This window comes from Caulobacter sp. UNC358MFTsu5.1, from assembly GCF_000712075.1.
Classification (GTDB): Bacteria; Pseudomonadota; Alphaproteobacteria; order Caulobacterales; family Caulobacteraceae; genus Caulobacter.
Genome location: NZ_JONW01000011.1, coordinates 164,516 through 182,287, shown reverse-complemented (window position 1 = coordinate 182,287; position 17,772 = coordinate 164,516). Strand labels below are relative to the sequence as shown.

General features: G+C 70.0%; 21 protein-coding genes. 13 read left to right on the top strand and 8 right to left on the bottom strand.

The features are described from left to right. Positions 1-62 precede the first annotated feature (62 nt). The 3 genes from BR39_RS0121945 (at position 63) to BR39_RS0121935 (ending at position 2,190) form a co-directional block, all read left to right on the top strand. The gene (locus tag BR39_RS0121945) at positions 63-728 is read left to right on the top strand and encodes a ParA family protein (RefSeq protein WP_029916188.1); all 666 of its coding nucleotides are present in this window, start codon (positions 63-65) and stop codon (positions 726-728) included. Positions 729-916: 188 nt separating this feature from the next. After that, positions 917-1,585 (top strand): AAA family ATPase, encoded by a 669-nt coding sequence (locus BR39_RS0121940; protein WP_337687675.1) that lies wholly within the window; start codon positions 917-919, stop codon positions 1,583-1,585. A 62-nt stretch (positions 1,586-1,647) separates the two neighbouring features. Then, a complete protein-coding gene (locus tag BR39_RS0121935; protein WP_029916183.1) occupies positions 1,648-2,190 on the top strand; it encodes an NADPH-dependent FMN reductase in 543 nt (180 codons plus the stop codon). Positions 2,191-2,192: 2 nt separating this feature from the next. On the opposite strand, the gene BR39_RS0121930 is transcribed toward BR39_RS0121935, so the two are convergent. Next, positions 2,193-2,789 carry a carbohydrate binding domain-containing protein gene (locus BR39_RS0121930; RefSeq protein ID WP_029916181.1) on the bottom strand — a complete coding sequence of 199 codons (597 nt, stop codon included), beginning with the start codon at positions 2,787-2,789 and terminating at the stop codon, positions 2,193-2,195. Positions 2,790-3,050: 261 nt separating this feature from the next. Here BR39_RS0121930 and BR39_RS0121925 point away from each other — a divergent pair, with 261 nt between their 5' ends. From BR39_RS0121925 to BR39_RS0121890, 7 genes are all read left to right on the top strand, one after another. Further along, positions 3,051-4,253: a pyridoxal phosphate-dependent aminotransferase gene (locus BR39_RS0121925; protein WP_029916179.1), complete on the top strand. Its 1,203-nt coding sequence runs from the start codon at positions 3,051-3,053 to the stop codon at positions 4,251-4,253. 123 nt (positions 4,254-4,376) lie between these two features. Next, positions 4,377-4,517: a hypothetical protein gene (locus tag BR39_RS26840; protein WP_197026746.1), complete on the top strand. Its 141-nt coding sequence runs from the start codon at positions 4,377-4,379 to the stop codon at positions 4,515-4,517. Between the two features lie 92 nt (positions 4,518-4,609). Next, the gene (locus BR39_RS0121915) at positions 4,610-5,203 is read left to right on the top strand and encodes a CAP domain-containing protein (protein WP_051696018.1); all 594 of its coding nucleotides are present in this window, start codon (positions 4,610-4,612) and stop codon (positions 5,201-5,203) included. Positions 5,204-5,292: 89 nt separating this feature from the next. After that, a complete protein-coding gene (locus BR39_RS25935) occupies positions 5,293-6,225 on the top strand; it encodes a DUF4019 domain-containing protein (protein ID WP_231499534.1) in 933 nt (310 codons plus the stop codon). 120 nt (positions 6,226-6,345) lie between these two features. Beyond that, positions 6,346-8,475 (top strand): TonB-dependent siderophore receptor, encoded by a 2,130-nt coding sequence (locus BR39_RS0121900; RefSeq protein ID WP_029916175.1) that lies wholly within the window; start codon positions 6,346-6,348, stop codon positions 8,473-8,475. Positions 8,476-8,477: 2 nt separating this feature from the next. Then, positions 8,478-9,068: a hypothetical protein gene (locus tag BR39_RS0121895; RefSeq protein WP_029916173.1), complete on the top strand. Its 591-nt coding sequence runs from the start codon at positions 8,478-8,480 to the stop codon at positions 9,066-9,068. A 10-nt stretch (positions 9,069-9,078) separates the two neighbouring features. After that, positions 9,079-10,575 carry a PepSY domain-containing protein gene (locus BR39_RS0121890; protein ID WP_051696014.1) on the top strand — a complete coding sequence of 499 codons (1,497 nt, stop codon included), beginning with the start codon at positions 9,079-9,081 and terminating at the stop codon, positions 10,573-10,575. 10 nt (positions 10,576-10,585) lie between these two features. On the opposite strand, the gene BR39_RS0121885 is transcribed toward BR39_RS0121890, so the two are convergent. Continuing rightward, a complete protein-coding gene (locus tag BR39_RS0121885) occupies positions 10,586-11,227 on the bottom strand; it encodes a glutathione S-transferase family protein (protein WP_029916169.1) in 642 nt (213 codons plus the stop codon). Between the two features lie 89 nt (positions 11,228-11,316). Further along, a complete protein-coding gene (locus BR39_RS0121880; RefSeq protein WP_029916167.1) occupies positions 11,317-11,553 on the bottom strand; it encodes a DUF2171 domain-containing protein in 237 nt (78 codons plus the stop codon). A gap of 178 nt (positions 11,554-11,731) precedes the next feature. Between BR39_RS0121880 and BR39_RS0121875 the strand changes: the two genes are divergently transcribed. Further along, positions 11,732-12,736 carry a DUF6807 family protein gene (locus BR39_RS0121875; RefSeq protein WP_029916165.1) on the top strand — a complete coding sequence of 335 codons (1,005 nt, stop codon included), beginning with the start codon at positions 11,732-11,734 and terminating at the stop codon, positions 12,734-12,736. Between the two features lie 3 nt (positions 12,737-12,739). Beyond that, entirely contained in the window at positions 12,740-12,916 is a 177-nt protein-coding gene (locus BR39_RS26260) for a DUF4169 family protein (RefSeq protein WP_081916948.1), read from the top strand. A 206-nt stretch (positions 12,917-13,122) separates the two neighbouring features. On the opposite strand, the gene BR39_RS0121865 is transcribed toward BR39_RS26260, so the two are convergent. Beyond that, complete coding sequence (locus BR39_RS0121865; RefSeq protein WP_081916947.1) at positions 13,123-14,334, bottom strand: PQQ-binding-like beta-propeller repeat protein; 1,212 nt, start codon at positions 14,332-14,334, stop codon at positions 13,123-13,125. A gap of 95 nt (positions 14,335-14,429) precedes the next feature. Next, on the bottom strand, positions 14,430-14,591 hold the full coding sequence (locus tag BR39_RS26630) for a hypothetical protein (RefSeq protein ID WP_156035867.1): 162 nt from the start codon (positions 14,589-14,591) through the stop codon (positions 14,430-14,432). 95 nt (positions 14,592-14,686) lie between these two features. Between BR39_RS26630 and BR39_RS0121855 the strand changes: the two genes are divergently transcribed. Next, positions 14,687-15,604, top strand: a complete 918-nt coding sequence (locus BR39_RS0121855) for a LysR substrate-binding domain-containing protein (RefSeq protein ID WP_029916160.1) — start codon at positions 14,687-14,689, stop codon at positions 15,602-15,604. Here the strand turns inward: BR39_RS0121855 and modA are convergent. The 3 genes from modA to BR39_RS0121840 all read right to left on the bottom strand — a co-directional run bounded on the left by modA (position 15,601) and on the right by BR39_RS0121840 (position 17,626). After that, positions 15,601-16,365 (bottom strand): molybdate ABC transporter substrate-binding protein, encoded by a 765-nt coding sequence (modA, locus tag BR39_RS0121850; protein ID WP_029916159.1) that lies wholly within the window; start codon positions 16,363-16,365, stop codon positions 15,601-15,603. The two genes, BR39_RS0121855 and modA, sit on opposite strands and share 4 nt — an antisense overlap. 125 nt (positions 16,366-16,490) lie before the next feature. Beyond that, positions 16,491-16,883, bottom strand: coding sequence for a nuclear transport factor 2 family protein (locus BR39_RS0121845; RefSeq protein WP_029916153.1), 393 nt, complete (start codon positions 16,881-16,883; stop codon positions 16,491-16,493). A gap of 8 nt (positions 16,884-16,891) precedes the next feature. After that, a complete protein-coding gene (locus BR39_RS0121840; protein WP_231499533.1) occupies positions 16,892-17,626 on the bottom strand; it encodes a ubiquinone biosynthesis protein COQ4 in 735 nt (244 codons plus the stop codon). Positions 17,627-17,772: the final 146 nt, after the last annotated feature.

Sequence of the window (17,772 nt, the reverse complement as noted above, 5' to 3'; positions counted from 1 at the left end):
CCACAGGCTCCCGACCTTGCGGAAAGCGCTCTGTACGGGATGCGTTGGGGGGAGCGTCCCACGTGAAGACCCTGGCTGTGATCTCCCGCAAGGGCGGGGCCGGCAAGACGACCCTGTCGATCAATCTGGGCCTCACCGCCCACCTGGCGGGCTGGAAGACCCTGCTGGCCGACCTCGACCCGCAGCGCTCGGCGTCCGACGCCTTGCGGACCCGCGCCGAACCGGGCCCCGGCCTGGCCGAGATCAACGCCGGCAAGCTGTTCCAGACCCGGTCGCAAGCCGTGCACGACGCCTATGACGTGATGCTGATCGACACCCCCGCCGCGCCGGACGCCGACGTGGCCGTGGCGGTCAATTCGGCCGACCTGTGCGTGCTGGTCTGCCGGCCGACCTTCCTCGACATCGCCTCGGTGGCGCGCTCGGCCGAGATGGTCCGGCGCCTGGGCAAGGCGGGGCTGATCGTGCTGAACCAGGCGCCGTCCAGGCGCTCGGGACTGGAGCCGGCCAGCGTGCAGCAGGCCATCGAGGCCCTGCGCTTCTGCGGCCTGCCCATCGCCCCGGTCGGGCTGCGGTCGCGGGCGATCTACCAGCAGGCGATCGCCCGGGGATTGTCGGTCGCCGAGTGGGATCCGCAGGCCCCGGCCGCCCAGGAAATCGACCGCCTGTGGAGCCACGTGGCCGCCCTGCTGGCCCTGGACGGCCGCGGACGCGACGCCCGCGCCGGCTGAACCTGTCGCCGCTGCGGCATTTTCGCAGCACGGCCAATGGTTTGTAGCAATTTTACCGTAAACGCCAGATAATCCGCAGGTTGAAGTTCTGTTTACATCTTGACCATAACACTTGGCCACCTTGGGGAACCTTGCGGCCTCCAGTCGCTCGGTATGGGCAAAGAGTGCACGTCGTGAAGACAATTACTGTGCTTTCCCGAAAGGGCGGATCGGGCAAGACCACCCTGGCCGTCAACCTGGCGCTGATGGCCTATCTGGCCGGTCACAGGGTTCTGCTGGCCGACATGGACCCGCAGCGGTCCGCGTCGGACGCCCTGCGGGCTCGTCCCGCACCGGGGCCGGCCCTGGCCGAGATCACCGCCGGCAAGCTGTTCATGACCAAGTCCAACGCCATGCGCGAGGGCTACGACTACCTGTTCATCGACACCCCCGCCGCGCCGGAGGCCGACGTCGCCCAGGCGGTGAACGTCGCCGACTTCTGCCTGGTCGCGGGTCGCCCTTCGTTCCTCGACCTGGCCCCGATCGTGCGCACCGCCGAAGCGGTCCGGCGCCTGGGCAAGGGCGGGCTGGTAGTGCTGAACCAGGCCCACACCAACCGGCCCGAAGTGGCCCCGGTGGCCTTCCCCGAGATCATGGAGGCCCTGCGGTTCTGCGGCCTGCCGCTGGCCCCGCACGGCCTGCGCTCGCGCGAGGCCTTCCAGAAGGCGATGGCGCAAGGCCGCTGCGTGGCCGAGCACGAGCCGGACAGCCCTGCCGCCCGCGACCTGGAGCGCCTGTGGACCCATGTCGAGGCGCAGGTGAGCGGTCTCGGGAGCAGCCTGGGCGAAACCGCGATGCGGACCGTCCTGACCGCCTGATCCAGCTTTCGTTCCGCGGCGACGCTGACTAGGTTCGCGCCATCAGCGGCGGAGCCTTTTCCATGAAACTTCTCGGCGTCTCCGGCAGCCTGCGGGCCGCCTCGTTCAACACCGCCCTGCTGCGCACCGCCCAGGAATGCGCGCCCGAGGGCGTGACGATCGAGATCTTCCGCCTGCACGACCTGCCGCTGTTCAACCAGGACGTCGAGGACCAGGGCGACCCCGAGCCGGTCACGGCCTGGAAGGACGCCATCCGCGGCGCCGACGCCCTGCTGCTGGCCTGCCCCGAATACAACGGCGGGATCACGGGCGTGCTGAAGAACGCCATCGACTGGGCCTCGCGCGGCTCGCCCTCCGCCCTGGCGGGCAAGACCGCGTGCATCGTCGGCGCCTCGCCGGGCGTCACCGGCACGGTCCGCGGCCAGGACGCCCTGCGCCAGTCGCTGCGCAAGGTCTCGGCCGAGTACTGGCCGCTCAGCGAGATGCTGGTCGGCCAGGCCCACACCAAGATCGAGAACGGCCAGGTGATCGACGAAAAGACCCTGGCCTATCTGGGCCGGCACCTGACGGCGTTCATCGACCACATGCGGGCGGCCGGGAAGTAGCCCTACTTCGCCGCCATCGACGGGTCGTAGTTCGGGCCGAAGTCCAGCACGAACAGCGGGCCCAGCACCACGGTCTGCTTGGCCGAGCCCAGGTGCAGGGCGACGCCCGCCCCGCCCTTGTCGGCGTCCATGCTCGCGCGGCCGCTGACGGTGTAGATCTGCCAGTCGCCGCTGGTGACCGCGACCTTGCCCTCGACGATCCCGCCCCAGGGCTCGGCCGCCTGCTGGACACGCACCGAGGTGATGTTGGCCGTCGCCGGTCCGCCGTCCACCGGCTCGGCCTTGGCCCAGAAGGCGATGGTGACGATGTCGCCCTTGGCGATCTTGCCGTTGACGGCCTGGCCGGCGGCGCTGTCCCAGGGCTTGTCCGGCGTCGGCGACGTGACCTGGACCCGCACGCCGTTCCCGCCGACCACCGCCTTGTCCTTGACCGGCGCGTTGGTCTGGCCGGGTCCGTAGACGTTCCAGGCCACGGACGGCTTGTTGATGGCGTACTTCATGATGCCCTGGGCGGCCGGCTCGGCCGCGCGGGCCGCCGGCGGCGCGGCGGCGGACAGGCTCAGCGCCGCCACGGCGGCCAGGATCGCGATCTTCGTCATGTTTCCCCCTTCATGAGACGCGGCGTGCGTCGATCCCCCGCCGACGGCGGACGATGCTGGTCGTTTCCTCCTGGGCCGCCCGCCGTGCGGCGCGGCCTCTCGTATTTGTATGATAGCGGTACCTTGAGTGTTCGAAACGCGCAAGAACCCCACGCTTTCGGCCCTTTGTTGCGTTGCACCGCGGCAAGCGCGGGCGTAAAGACCGCCGCAATCCTGAAACCGGGCTTTCGAGTCCACGTCCTCCCAGGGGAGTCCTGAACCATGTCGCTCGAGTCCGCCGCCCTGCGGCGCATCGCCCCGTCCGCCACCATCGCGATCAGCGCCAAGGCGCGCGCCCTGAAGGCGGCTGGACGTGACATCATCGCCCTGTCCGCGGGCGAGCCGGACTTCGACACCCCCGACAACATCAAGGACGCCGCCATCGCCGCCATCAAGGCCGGCAAGACCAAGTACACCGACCCGGACGGCATGCCCGAGCTGAAGGCCGCCATCTGCGCCAAGTTCAAGCGCGAGAACGGCCTGGACTACAAGCCGAGCCAGGTCCACGTCGCTCCGGGCGGCAAGCCGGTGATCTACAACGCCCTGGTCGCCACCCTGAACCCGGGCGACGAGGTCATCATCCCCGCCCCGTACTGGGTGTCGTATCCCGACATGACCCTGCTGGCCGGCGGCACGCCCGTCTCGGTCGAGACCACCGCCGAGAGCGGCTTCAAGATCACGCCGGAAGCGCTGGAAGCGGCGATCACGCCCAAGTCCAAGTGGCTGATCATCAACAGCCCGTCCAACCCCTCGGGCGGCGCCTACACGCGCGCCGAGCTGAAGGCCATCGCCGAGGTCCTGCTGCGCCACCCGCAGGTCTGGGTGCTGACCGACGACATGTACGAGCACCTGGTGTTCGACGACTTCGAGTTCACCACCATCGCCCAGGTCGAGCCCAAGCTCTACGACCGTACACTGACGATGAACGGCGTCTCGAAGGGCTATTCGATGACCGGCTGGCGGATCGGCTACGCGGCCGGCCCGGAAGCGCTGATCAAGGCCATGGGCAAGATGATCAGCCAGACCACGTCCAACCCCTGCTCGATCTCGCAGTGGGCGGCGCTGGAGGCCCTGAACGGCCCGCAGGACTTCATCAAGCCGAACGCCAAGCTGTTCCAGGAGCGCCGCGACCTGGTCGTGTCGATGCTGAACCAGGCCACCGGCCTGCACTGCCCCACCCCGGAAGGCGCGTTCTACGTCTATCCGTCGTGCGCCGGCCTGATCGGCAAGACCGCGCCGTCGGGCAAGGTCATCGAGACCGACGAGGACTTCGCCGGCGAACTGCTGGAAGCCGAGGGCGTGGCCGTGGTGCACGGCGCGGCGTTCGGCCTGTCGCCGTTCTTCCGGATCAGCTACGCCACCAGCAACGACGTGCTGGAAGACGCCTGCGCGCGCATCCAGCGCTTCTGCGCCAGCGTGAAATAGGCGCCTGAGCCTCCGCGGCCGTCATTCTCGCCCTCCGGCGAGGATGACGGCTGTAAATCCAATTCGATCCGCGCTACCGTTTCCCCCTGGCCGCGTTCCTAGCGGAACAGGGAGACGCTCGTCATGCCGCGCACGCCCAACTACGCCTTCGAACGTCAGGAACGCGATCGGCTGAAGGCCGAAAAGGCCGCACAGAAGGCCGCCGAAAAGGCCGCCGCCAAGGCCGCCGAAGCCGCTTCCAAGCCGCCGGGCGATCCTCGCTGAGCGAAAGGCTCGCCGCGACATTCCGCGCGACTGCACGCATCGACGGAGCATGCTAGGTCAGACCCGGGGCGTCTGATTCACGGGGAGCGCGCATGCGCATTTCCGGCCGCATGGCCTTCGTCCCGGCGCTCGCCGGCCTGCTTCTGCTTGTCCTGACGCCCGCCGCCCGATCGGCGTCCCTGACCTCCACCCGCCTCGACGAGGCCGTGCTGGACGAGATGAACTTCGCCCGCGCCCGGCCCGCCGAATACGCCCGCGAACTGCGCCGCGAGCTCCGCGACGCCGACGATCCCGCCGCTGTCGCGGACGCCATCGAATTCCTGGAGCGCCAGTCCCCCCTGCCCCCGCTGAAGGGCGACCGGCGCATCGCCGCGGCCGCCTACCAGCACACCGCCGCCCAGGGCGCGCGGGGCGACGTCGGCCACGGCGCGGCCGGCGGCCTGGGCCAGCGCCTGCGCGGCCAGGGCGTCTGGGCCGGCGTGTCGGCCGAGAACATCTCGTACGGCTACGACGATCCCCGCGACGTCGTCCGCCAACTGATCATCGACAGCGGCGTGCCGGGCCGCGGCCACCGCCGCAACATCTTCGCCACCGGCTACCAGCTGGCCGGCGTGGCCTGCGGCCCGCACCGCGCCTACGGCTCCATGTGCGTGATCGACTTCGCCGGCGCCCTGGCCCAGCGCTAGGCGGTCGCGGGGGGAGGACCACGGGCGGTTGCCTCGCCCAACCCACGGTGTAGCTTGGCCTTATGTCCAAGCCTTCGACTGTCCTCCTCGTGACCTTCGCCGCGCTCCTTTCGGCGACGCCGGTCGGGGCCGCACACGCACTGGCTCCGGCTTCCGGCGCGCCCCGTCAGGTCAATGTGAGCTCGGACTCGGCCCCCGGCTGGATCCCGTCCACAGAACAGGAAGACGCGGCGCGCAAGACCGTGACCGCCTTCCTGGCGGCCCTTGATGGCGGCAGGACCCGGGAAGCCTATGGGTTCCTGACCAAGGAGCACCAGAGCCAGCTTCCCTATGACGCGTTTTCCCGTACCGCGGACCGCTTCAGGGCCGACGCGGGCGACGTCGTCGAACGACGCATCACCACTGTCACCTGGAGCAAGGATCCGTCCGCCGCGCCCTATCCCGGCGTCTATGCGGCGATCGACCTGGTCAGCCGCTTCCAGCGGGTGGATCGCCATTGCGGCTATCTGATCCTGCACCAGCCCGCGACCGGCGGCGCGTTCCACGTCATGCGCCAGGAAGACAACTATATCGACAACGCCACCGCCCAGAAGTCTTCGAAAGCCGAACTGGACGCCACCTGGGCGCGCCTGTCGGCCAACTGCCCGAACTTCGCGGCGTCCCAAACCGACGCGCCCCAAGTCAACGCGCCCCTCCCCGAGGCGACCGAAAGCACCATCGGCTACGCCACGGTCGCCGCCGCCCTGGAAGGACTGCACCGGCGCAAGGACATCGAATTCTCGACCCGCGACGGCTGGACAGTCGCCTTCGACGAGGCGTCGAGCGCGGTCTGGTCGTTCGCGCCGCCCGGCCATCCGGCCTATCCCGCGGCGGTGAAACGCCAGGCCGTGGAAGTCGACGGCGGAACGTCGCTGCGGATGCAGGTCCTGTGCGAGGCGGACAAGGCGTCGTGCGACGACCTGGTGCGCTCCTTCCAGGACCTGAACACCCGGATGGAGCAGAGCCTGAAGTCGGGCCGATAAGGGCCGCGACCGCGCGCGCCCATTTATATGACCTTACGTGATGAGAATGACTTGCAACTGAACGAGCCTCACCTTAAGCAGCGCGATTAAGAATAAGTCTCACTAGCGTTTGAGGTGGTCGTGAAGTCCAAAGCCCTGCTGCTCGCCCTGCTGGCGACCGCCGTTCCCCTGTCCGCTATGGCGGCGGAGGCTGCGGCCGACGACAAGACCTCGGTCGAGGGCGTCACCGTCACGGCCCGCGCCCACGACACCGTCGGCTCGACCGCCAGCAAGCTGGCCACCCCGCTGGTCGAGACGCCCCAGTCGGTCTCGATCATCACCGGCGAGAAGATCGACCAGCTGGGCCTGACCTCGCTGAACCAGGCCATGCGCTACGTGGCCGGCGTCACGCCCGAGACCCGCGGCGGCTCGGTCACCCGCTACGACCAGTTCAAGCTGCGCGGCTTCGACGTCACGACCACCTTCCTGGACGGCCTGTCCAGCCAGTATCCGGGCTGGTACGCCGACGCCCAGGTCGACGCCGCCTCGGTCGAGCGCATCGAGATCCTCAAGGGCCCGGCTTCGGTGCTGTACGGCAACTCGCCCCCCGGCGGCCTGCTGAACTTCGTCTCGAAGACCCCCAAGGAGGTCGCCGGCGGCGAGTTCGAGGTCCGCGTCGGCAGCCGCGACCTGGTCGACGCCTCGATCGACACCACCGGCCCGATCGCCGGCGATCCGCGCTACACCTACCGCCTGCTGGCCATCTACCGTCAGGGCGACGGCCAGGCCCAGACCACCGAATATGAGCGCATCCTGGTCGCGCCCTCGTTCACCTGGCGTCCCGACGACGCCACCACCGTGACCGTCCTGGGCCGCTACCAGCACGATCCGAAGTCCAACTCCTACGGTTCGGCCCCGTCCAAGGGCTCGGCCTTCGCCAACCCGCTGGGCCAGCTGGAGCCGGACTTCTACGACGGCGACCCGAACTTCGAGGCCTACAACCGCACCCAGGCCCAGATCGGCTACCTGGCCGAGCACCGGTTCAACGACGTCTTCGCCGTCCACCAGAACCTTCGCTACACCCGAGTCGAGGCCAACTACGAGTCGGTCTACGCGGCCGGCCTGCTGGCCGACAACCGCACCCTGACCCGCGGCACGGCGGCCTCGCTGGAGAGCAACGACGGCTTCGCGGTCGACAACCAGCTGAGCGCCCACTTCGCCACCGGCGTCCTGACCCACGACGTCCTGCTGGGCGTCGACTACCAGCACATGATGGCCAAGGTGCAGTTCGGCCTGGGCACGGCCCCGAACCTGGACATCTTCGCCCCGGTCTACGGCCAGACGATCCTGGATCCGCGCGTGGCGGGTAACGGCTATTACGCCTCCGACAGCCGCATCAAGCAGGAGCAGATCGGCTACTACGCCCAGGACCAGATCAAGTACGGCGCCCTGGTCACGCTGGTCAGCCTGCGCCGCGACGACGTCAAGCAGGAGACCCTGGCCCTGGGCGCCACGCCCTTCCCGACCACGATCGACCAGGGCAAGACCACCGCGCGCGTCGGCGTGCTCTACCACTTCGACAACGGCTTCGCGCCGTACGCCAGCTGGTCACAGTCGTTCGAGCCCCAGGGCCAGACCGACTTCTCCGGCAAGCCGTTCGACCCGGTCACCGGCGACCAGGTCGAGGCCGGTCTGAAGTACGAGTCCCCGGACAAGCGCATCTACGCCACGCTCGCCGCCTTCGAGATCAACCGCAAGAACGCCCTGACCGCCGACCCCGTGCACCCGAACTTCAGCGTCCAGGGCGGCGAACTGCGCTCGCGCGGCGTCGAGTTCGAGGGCCGGGCCAAGCTGACCGACCGCCTGAAGGTGACCGCCGCGGCCACCAAGCTGGACGTCGAGTACACCAAGAGCAATGACGGCCTGCTGGGCCTGACCCCGGTGGGCGTCGCCGAGAAGACCGCCTCGGCCTTCGTCGACTACGACTTCCCCGGCGCGCTGGACGGCCTGGCCGGCGGCCTGGGCGTCCGCTACGTCGGCCCCAGCTGGGGCGACAACATCAACTCGTTCAAGTCGCCCTCCTACACCCTGGTCGACCTGACCCTGAGCTACGAGCTGAGCAAGCTGAGCCCGTCGCTCGAGGGCTGGCAGGCCACCGGCAGCGCCACCAACCTGTTCGACAAGCGCTACGTCTCGTCATGCTACTCGGCCGACTGGTGCTGGTTCGGCGAGCAGCGGACCGTCCAGGTCGGCCTCAAGCGCAGTTGGTAGCCATGACCCCGACGCTCCAGATCGCTCTGGCTTGGACGGCGACCCTGGCGGTCGCCGTCGGCGTCTGGCTGCTGTGGCTGGCCTGGAAGCGCAACCCCAAGCCGCGCGGCGGGCTGATCGCCGGCGGCTGGGCCCTGCTGGTCGTCGCCGCCGCCCTGCTGGGGCCCTGGGCCGGCGGGGACCGCGGCGTGGCGATCTCGACCCTGCTGGTCGCCGTCGCCGCCACCGTCTTGATCGTCGTCAGCGGTCGCTGGACCCTGCCGCACGGCAAGAAGGCCAAGCCGATCCGCGCCACGGCGGGCGGCGCCGACCCCGCCACCGGTCCGGCCACCACCTGGCCCCGCACCGTCGCCACCGTGCTGCTGGCCCTGCCGGTCTCGACCGCCGCGGGCGTCGCCTCCGGCGTCGCCATGGCGCTGTGGACGCCCGGCGCCCCGGCCGACAAGCTTGTCACCGCCGCCTTCGGCGCGCCCCTGGTGCTGGCCGGGGCGATGGTCTGGACCTGCGCCGACCGCAAGCTGCTGCGCACCACGGCGATCCTGGTCGCCTTCACCGCCGTCTGCGCCCTCGCCGTCGTCCTGCGGCCGCACTAGGAAGATCGCCATGGACGCCGCCACGCCGCCCGAAACCGCCGAGAAGACCGAACCGGTAAACCGCCCGTCGATCTGGCCCAAGGTCCCGCCGGCCTTCGTGCGCACCGTGCTGTCGGGCCATTCGGGCCTGGGCCTCGTGGCCGCCGCCCTGATCTACATCGTCTGCCTGTCGGGCACGGTCGCCGTCTTCCTCAACGAGCTGAAGCTGTGGGAAGAACCCGCCGCCCCGACCCAGACCGTCGCCAGCCCGCAGGCCGTCCAGGCCTTCGCCGAGGCCATCACCAAGGCCCATCCCAAGGCCGGCGTCGTCTATATGGGCCTGCCCACGCCGGACATGCCGCGCCTCCACGCCTTCGTCGGCGAGCAGGTGTTCGTCGCCGACGCCCAGGGCCGGATCGCCGGCGAGGCCAGCGCGCCCTGGGCGCATTTCCTCGAGCACCTGCACATCTATCTGCACCTGCCCGAGACGATCGGCCTGATCGTGGTGGGCCTGGTCGGCGCGGCCCTGACCGGCCTGATCGTCTCCGGCTTCCTGGCCCATCCCAAGATCTTCCGCGACGCCTTCGCCTTCCGCTGGGCCGGCGCCAAGCGGCTGTCCCAGGCCGACCTGCACAACCGCCTCAGCGTCTGGGGCGCGCCGTTCCACCTCGTGGTCGCCTGGACCGGAGCCTATATCGGCCTGGCCACCCTGCTGCTGTTCGCGGTGGCCGGGGTGACGACCAAGGGCGACATCGCCAAGGTCACCGCCCCGATCTACGGCGAGGTCCCCAGGGCCGACCCGACCCCGGCTCCCTTCCCCGACCTGGTCGCCACCCTGGCCTGGTTCGACGGCAAGCCGGACCTGAAGCCGACCCTGATCTCGCTGACCGCCCTGGGCACCAGGGGGCAGCTGGTCGAGGTCAACGCCCTGATGCCCAAGCGGCTGATCTACGCCGAGCGCTACACCTTCGACGTCCAGGGCCGCATGACCAGGAAGCTGGGCCTGTCGGACGACGGACTGGGCAAGCAGGTCTTCGCCTCCTCCTATCCGCTGCACTTCGGCTCGTTCGGCGGCCTGCCGGTCAAGATCGCCTACGGCCTGCTGGGCGCGGCCCTGTGCGTGGTCACCAGCAGCGGCGTGACCATCTGGCTGACCCGCCGCCGTGACCGGGGCCGTCCCGCCGAGCGCCTGGAGAAGGCCTGGGCGGCCATCGTCTGGGGTTCGACCGCGACCCTGGCCCTGTCGGCCGCCCTGCAGCTGGCGCTGAAGGTCCCGCCGGTCTGGACGTTCTGGGCGCCGCTGGCCGTGCTGGTCGCCGCCGCCGTGGCGGTCAAGGACGCCCGCTTCTGGATCGTCAGCCTACGGATCGCCACCAGCGCGATCCTGGCGGCGGTCGTCGTCGTCCAGGCCGTGAAGTTCGGCGGACTGGCCTTCGGCGGCGTCTCGCTGGGCGTGAACCTGACCCTGCTGGCCCTGGCGGCGGTGATCGCGCCCTGGCGCAAGCCGCTGGCGCGGGCCGCCGCCTAGCCCGAAAGTCCTAGCCGTCGATCCAGTCCGTCAGCCCCTCGCGGGCATGGACCTCGCGCAGCGACGGCATGGCGCGCATGCGGGCTAGGTAGCGGGCGATGTGGGGCCACTCGGTCGCGGGCCTGGGCATGTTGCGCGACCAGCGCATCAGCATGGTCGCCAGGACGTCCACGGCCGACAACCCTTGGCCCAGCATATGGGGACCATCCTGGCGGGCCAGATGGGCGTCGATACGGTCCCAGATCGCTTCCAGTCGCGCCCGCGACGCGGCCGTGGCCGCCTCGGCCCCGTCCTCGCCCGCCGGCTCGTGCGGATAGAACCAGACGCGGAAGGCCGGCATCACCGTGTTGGCCAGATAGACCATCCATTGCAGATAGGCGGCCCGCCCGGGCGCGCCGACCGCCGGGGCCAGGCCCGCCTCGGCATGACGCTCGGCCAGCAGCATCAGGATCGCCGCCACCTCGCAGACGGGCGCGCCGTCGACGATCAGGGTCGGCACCACGCCGCTGGGATTGAGCTTCAGATAGTCGGGATGCTTCTGGGCGCCGGTGGCCGTGTCGGTCAGGACCAGCTCGAAGGGCGCGCCGATCTCCATCAGCATCCAGTGGACCGCCAGGCTGGCCGTGCCGGGGCTGTAGTAGAGCTGGTACATGCGCGATCCCTCACCCGTTGCGGGCGAGGGATCGGTCAGCGCGGCCAAGCTGTCAATCGGCTTGCCGCGAACGGCTTGCGGCGCGCGACCTAGTGCTTTTCGCGCCAGCGGGCCTTGGCGTCGTCCTTGGTCAGGTTCAGGTGCACGCCGTCCTCGTCGACATGGTCGACCCAGGTGATCGGGATCAGGTGGTGCTTGAGCCCGCCGCCCAGGTCCAGCTTGGCCAGCTCGATCTCGCCGCCGACCACGTGGTCCACGCGGCCGACGTGGCCGCCGTCCGAGCCGACCACTTCCAGATGTTCGCGGAGTTGCGAGGCGTCGATCATGGGGATCCTCCTTTTGATGGACGTTCGGGAGGGCAACGGCCGAGCCCGCAGCGCAGTTTCCAACGGACTTGCGGACGCGAGGTGTTCGCTTTATGTTCTAGTCAAGGTTGCGACTTTGCGCGGGTCGCGTTCCTGGCTATCACTCGGAAGACCACCGTCCCCGCCTGAGGAAACACCGATGATCCGACCGCTCGCCGCCCTGCTCGTCGTGACCGGCGCGACGGCCTGGACGGGAACCGCCTGGGCCCAGGCGGCGGAGGCCGCGCCCGTCGCAGCGGCGGCCGCCCCGGCGGCGCCCGAAACCGCTCCGGCGCCCGCCCCGCCTCCCGTCACGCCCCTGCCCCGCGTGGACGCAGTGTTCGCGGCCGACGGCGTGACCATCACCGACGGCGGCAAGAGCGTCCTGTTCTACCGCACGGCCGCCGCCGATCCCCGCGAGCCGGGGCGGCTGAACTACGTCCACCCGATCTGGGCGCCCGACGGCGCGGTGCTGACCGAGGACCGGCCCGCCGACCACCTGCACCAGCGCGGCGCGTTCTGGAGCTGGCACCAGGTGCTGGTCGACGGGAAAAACGTCGCCGACGGCTGGTTCATGAAGGGCCTGACCTTCAACGTCCGCGAAAAGCGCTTCAAGGGCGACGCGGCCGGCGGCGGGACCCTGGTGGTCAACGCCGACTGGATCGTCAATTCCACGCCCGAGGTGAACTATGTGGCCCGCGAGACCACCAAGGTCCGCGTCTATCCGCTGAAGGACGGCGCGCGGCGCATCGACTTCGACACCGTGATCACCGCCCGCAGCGACACCCTGGCCCTGGGCGGCAGCGACGACGCCAAGGGCTATGGCGGCTTCTCGGTGCGGCTGATCAAGCCCGACCGCCTGAACTTCGGCTCGGGCGGCAAGACCGTGACCCCGGCCGTCGGACCGGTCGAGGCCGGCAAGGCCATGGGCTTCGCCTGGACCGCGGGCGACGGCGCGCCGGCCTGGACGGTGGGCCTGGCCTGCAAGGCCAACGGCGCGCCGATCACCCGCTGGATCCTGCGCAAGGAACTGTCGATGCAGAACTGCGTCTTCCCTGGACGGGCGCCGTTCGTGCTGAAGAAGGGCGAGACCCTGCGCCTGCAGTCGACGCTGATCCTGCGGCCGGCGACGCCGCCCCCCGCTGGACCGAAGAAGAAGGGCTAGGCCATGGCCGAAATCCTCAACCTGAACCAGGCCCGCAAGGCCAAGGCCAAGACCGAAGCCAAGACCAAGGCCGCCGAGAACCGCGCCAAGTTCGGCCGCACCAAGGCCGACAAGACCCTGGACGCGGCCCGGGCGGAGAAGCTGAAGCGGGACCTGGACGGGGCCAAGCGGGAGGATTGAGCATGGGTAGCGCCGTCGCCTTGGCCCGGCCTCCCTTCCTCCGTCATCCCGGGCCCTGTGTCCGGGATCCCGGGTTCAGCTGACGGTGAAGTGAAGTGGCGCGCTGGCGCGCCACGCTCCCGCACTTGCGGCGGATAGCGGGGTCCCGGGCACAAGCCCGGGATGACGAGCTGTTTTTGAGCGTTTTGGAACCGCCCGCCCTCCCCCTACTTCCCCTCCGCCGTCAGCGCGTACAGCGTCCCGTTCTCGGACCCGACATAGATCGCGCCGCCCTCGATCCAGGCCGTGCCGATCAGCCGACCGTCGCTGCCGAAGCCGGACACGGTTTTCCCGTCGGCCAGGTTCAGTTGCCAGAGCAACCCGCCCAGGGTGGCCACGGCCAGGGTCTGGCCGACAACCGCCGGGGAGGAGAAGGCCGGAGCGCCCACCTCGACCCGCCACACCTCCTGGCCGATCTTCAGGTCGACGCACTGGACGACCTTCCAGTCCGAACTGCCGACGCAGGCCTTGCCGTCGATCACGGCCGGCGAGCCGATCACCCATGAGCCCTTGTGCGGCGCGATCCAGGCCGGCTTGCCGGTCTCGGCGTCCAGGGCGTAGAGGCGGTAGTCGCGGCTGCCGAACAGCACCTTGCCGTCGGCCACGGCGGCCGAGGACTGGATCGAGCCGATCTTGAAATCGCTGTTGCCCTCGGTCTGGAACGACCAGGCCAGCATCCCTTCGGCGCGGTCCAGGGCGTACATCGCGCCGTCGAAGCTGCCGACATAGATCCGCTTGCCGTCGGTGGCCGGCGTCGCCCGCACCCGGCCGCGCGTGGCGTAGGTCCAGATCACCCGGCCCGTCCGCGTGTCCAGCGCCCGCACCACCCCGTCGCCGCCGCCGATATAGACGACGCCGTCGGCGACTAGGGGCGACGAGGTCCAGTAGTCCCAGAAGTCGACGCCGGGCTTGTAGTTCATGAACGGCAGGTCGGCGCCGGTCTTGCGGCTCCAGGCCGGCTTTCCGTCGGCTGTCCGCACCGCGTAGATCGTGCCCGCGTCCGATTGGAAATAGGCCAGGCCGTCGGCGATCGCGGCGCTGGCGGTGACCGGAGCGTCGGCGACGAAGCGCCAGCGGGTCTGGCCGGTCGCCGGCTCCACCGCTTGGAAGCCGCCGTCCTTGGCCCCCACATAGAGGACGCCGTCGCACAGGATCGGGCTGGCGACGATCGGGCCGCCCAACGAAACCTTCCAGGCCAGGCCGTCGATATTGGCCGGCGCGGGTCCGGGCTGGACGCCCAGGTGGGCGGGGCCGTTGCGGAACTGGCAGCTGTTGTCTTCGGCGTGGACGACGCCGATCCCGAAGGCCAGGCTGACGCCCAGCGCCGCGATCATCGGCGCCCCCGCCCTGGCCCAGGCGCGGCCACGATCCTGCAACATCGACGTCTCCCCCCGGCGGGCCGGTCGCTCAGCGAGCGCCGCCCTTTCGCGCCACCCATAGCCGAGTCGCGCGCGCCTGGAAGATCGATGTTCGCTCAGCGCGGGGCCATCGGGCGGCGCGATGCGGTCCGCGTGGCCTCGGCCGCCTGCTTTCGCGCCAGGCGGCCCAGCCAAGCGCGCCAAGCCGCGACGATCTCCTGGATCGCCAGCACCCAGCCGAACGTGGCTTCCTTATGGGTCTTGATCGCTTCGTCCATCACCGTCGCCTCCTCAGCGTTACGATGGTGGGAATTTCTCGCGAACATCGTTAGGTGACAAACGCGGCTTCCTTGCCTAATCATAAGCACCACTTATGCCAGACATCCTCGCCAGCCTGCCGCTCAGCGCCATCCGGATCTTCGAGGCCGCCGCGCGCCTGAAGAGCTTCACCCGCGCCGCCGACGAACTGGGCGTCAGCCAGGCCGCCGTCAGCTGGCAGGTGAAGGCCCTGGAGCAGCGCCTGGACCAGCCGCTGTTCACCCGCCTGCCCCGCGAGGTGAGCCTGACCCCGGCCGGCGAGCGGCTGTCGCGCGCCGCCAGCGAGGCGATGAGCGTCCTGCGCACCGCCGTGTCCGACCTGGTCGACGCCGAGGAAGGAATTCTGTCGATCACCACCGTCCAGAGCGTGGGCGGCCAGTGGCTAGCGCCGCGCCTGGGCGGCTTCCAGATCGCCCATCCCCGCATCGCCGTGCGGCTGGACGCCTCAAGCCGGGTGGTCGACCTGCAGCGCGAGCCGTTCGACCTGGCCCTGCGCGCCGGCGGCGGCGACTGGCCCGGCATGGAGGCGCACTTCCTGATCCCCTCGGTCCAGACCGTGCTGTGCACGCCGACGGTGCTGGCCCGGTCGGGCGGAATAAAGCGCCCGGCCGACCTGCTGCACGCCCCGCGCATCGGCTCGCCGGACTTCTGGGTGCGCTGGTTCGAGGCGGCCGATGTCGATCCCCGCGACGATCGCGCCCCGCCGCGCCTGTCGGCCGACGCCCAGGCGCTGGAGGTGGCCAGCGCCCTGGCCGATCAGGGCTTCGCCTTGGGCTCGCCGATCTTCTTCGCCCAGGAGATCGCCCAGGGTCGGCTGATCGCGCCCTTCGACATCACCGCATACTATGGCGGCGGCTACTGGCTGGCCTATCCGGTCGAGCGCCGCCGCGTGCGCAAGATCGCCGCCTTCCGCGACTGGATCCTGGACCAGGCGGCGGCCGATCCGCTGATCGCGCGCTTCGGCGTCCGCTAGCGGCGGACCTGGTAGCCGTAGCGCTTGATGATGGCGACGGCGGCCGGCGATTTCAGGAAGGTCAGGAACGCCCGGGCGGCGGGGTTCTTCTCGCCCGTCTTCAGCAGCACCGCCTGCTGCTCGATCGGCGCGTGGTCGGCGGTCGGCACCAGCCAGCGCGAACCGCCCGGCTCGGCGATCACCTGCGACAGGGCCACGAAGCCCAGTTCGGCGTTGCCGGTGGCCGCGTACTGATAGGCCTGGGTGATCGAGGACCCTTTGACGATCCTGGGCGTCAGGGCGTCGTAGACCTTGAGCTTCTGCATCGTCTGCACCGCCGCCAGGCCGTAGGGCGCGGCGGCGGGATCGGCGATCGAGAGCTTGGCGAACTTGTCGGTCTTCAGCACCGCGCCCTTGTCGTCGACCAGGCCGGGCGTCTTCGAATACAGCACCAGCCGGCCGAAGGCGTAGGTGTAGCGCGTGCCGGGCACGGCCAGCCCCTCCTCCTCAGCCTTCTTCGGGCGGTCGGCGTCGGCCGACAGGAACACCTCGTACGGCGCCCCGTGGGCCATCTGGGTGTAGAACTGGCCGGACGAGCCGAAGCTGAGCGTGGCGGTGTGGCCGGTCTTGGCCTTGAAGGCGGCGGCGATCTCCTTGGCCGGCTCGGTGAAGTTGGCCGCGACGGCCACCTGGGTGTCGGCGGCCAGGGCGGGCGCGGCGCCGAGCGCCAGGGCCGCCCCGAACAGGGCCAGGCCGACGATCTGGAAGCGACGGGTGATCATGCAGAATCTCTCGGAAGGCCGACGCTTGGTGCGTTATGTAGTTGAACTACCGAACGCTGGAAAAGGTCAAGCCTCGGCGACGCTTCGACAGACGCACGCGATATGAGAAATTCTGGACCGGCCCGCTAGCCGCGCAGGAAGCCGTCCACCAGCGCCTGATCGCCGTCATAGACCCAGCACTCGGCCAGCAGGTCGTCCGCGATGCGGTAGACCAGCACGCGGTCCAGCTCGGTGACGACGCCGTCGCGCTCGAACGCCTCGCGGGCGATGACCACGGCCCGCTCGGGACCGGCCGTGACGTCGACGATGCGGACCAGCCTGCGACGGGTCCGGCGGCTGACCTCGGCCAGGGTCGCCAGGGCGGCGGCCAGGCCGACATGGTCGCCGGCCAGCGGATGGTCGCCGAAATAGTGCAGCGTGAAGTCGGGATGGTAGCAGGCGCGCAGGGCCGCCAGGTCGCCGTCCCGCCACGCCTGGGCGTAGCGTTCGGCGACCGCGCGGTTGGCGGCCTCGCTCATCCTTGGGCTCACGCGGCCTCTCTGAAGCGGTCGCGATATTCGGCCGGGATGGCCTGATAGGCGGTGTTGGGCGCGACCTTGTAGGTGCGGCGCGCCTCGTCCAGCGGCATGGCGAACAGGGCCGGATAGTCGACCGCCGGCAGCCAGGCCGCCGCGCGGCCGTTGCGCCAGGCCTCGCGCACGGCCTTGCCGTAGGGCTGGCCCAGTCGGGCCTTCTGGAACTGGCGCGCGCCGGCCAGGGCGATGACCGCGAAGCCCAGGCTGCGGGTCTGGGCGTAGGAGAAGGCCACCACGCAGACCTCGCCCAGGGCGTCCGTGCCGTAGCCGGTCAGCACGTGCCAGACGTCGTGCACGTCGCGCATGCGCCGCGCGTACCAGGCCAGGGGGTGGGCGGCGTCGACGTCGGCCTCGGGCACCTTGCGGCTCTCCTCGGCCAGGCCCTCGGCCGAAAGGCCGCGCGGGGCGATGAACTCGCGATAGGCCGCGCCCACCGTGCCCGGGCCGAACTGGGCCAGCCAGGCCGGGTCCGACAGCCGCTCGGCGAACTCGTCGCGCTCGTAGGCGATGCGGCCGCCCTCGGGCGTGCTCAGCAAACGCGTGTAGCCCCTGGGGATCGCGTTGCCGGCCAGGGCGCGCATGATCTCGAACACCTGGGCGGTGTCCTCCTTGTCGGCGATCAGGCGCCGCACGGCCCGCAGCGCCCGCAGAGGCTGCAGGGTGAAGGCCTGGCGCCCTCGCTTCATCGGTTGGCGGGCCTTTGGCTCACCGAGCACTTGCGCGGCTGCGATCATGAGGCATGCTCCTGCTGACCCGGTAAAGATGACATGGCGTCATTTTTATTCAAGAGGGTTCAGCGACCCCCGATCTGCGACGTGATCCGAGAGCAACA